Origin of the sequence: Streptomyces hilarionis (assembly GCF_024539675.1) — a bacterium.
GTDB lineage: Bacteria > Actinomycetota > Actinomycetes > Streptomycetales > Streptomycetaceae > Streptomyces > Streptomyces hilarionis.
In genome coordinates, this window is record NZ_JAHHIT010000607.1 from 1 (window position 1) to 314 (window position 314).

A 314-nucleotide genomic window follows, 5' to 3' on the forward strand; every position below is an offset into this window, starting at 1 on the left:
GTCTTTCACCGAGTCGCTGGCCAGGTAGATCTTGGTCACGGTCTGCTTGTCGATGGAGTCGGTTTCACTGTGGAAGTATTTCGCGTCAGGGGTGATGAAGATCAAAATCCCGTTTTTACGGCGGATCTGCATGATGAAATTATCAATCCGATTGCGCCAAAAATCGTTTTTGACCAGGTTCTGGCCTTCATCCAAAACCAGAATGAATGGCCTGCCATCCATAGCCTGCTCAATGCAGTGCAGTGGGTAGCTCATCACGACAGGCAGTTCCGGGCGCGCATCGCCACCTTTCATCAGCTCCGACATTTCAAAGC

The 314-nt window shown here is 51.0% G+C and carries 1 protein-coding gene; it reads right to left on the bottom strand.

Annotated elements, in window-relative coordinates; genetic code table 11:
• The coding region (locus tag KMS84_RS44325; RefSeq protein WP_256921513.1) for a VirB4 family type IV secretion/conjugal transfer ATPase at positions 1 to 314 on the bottom strand (314 nt) is incomplete at both ends.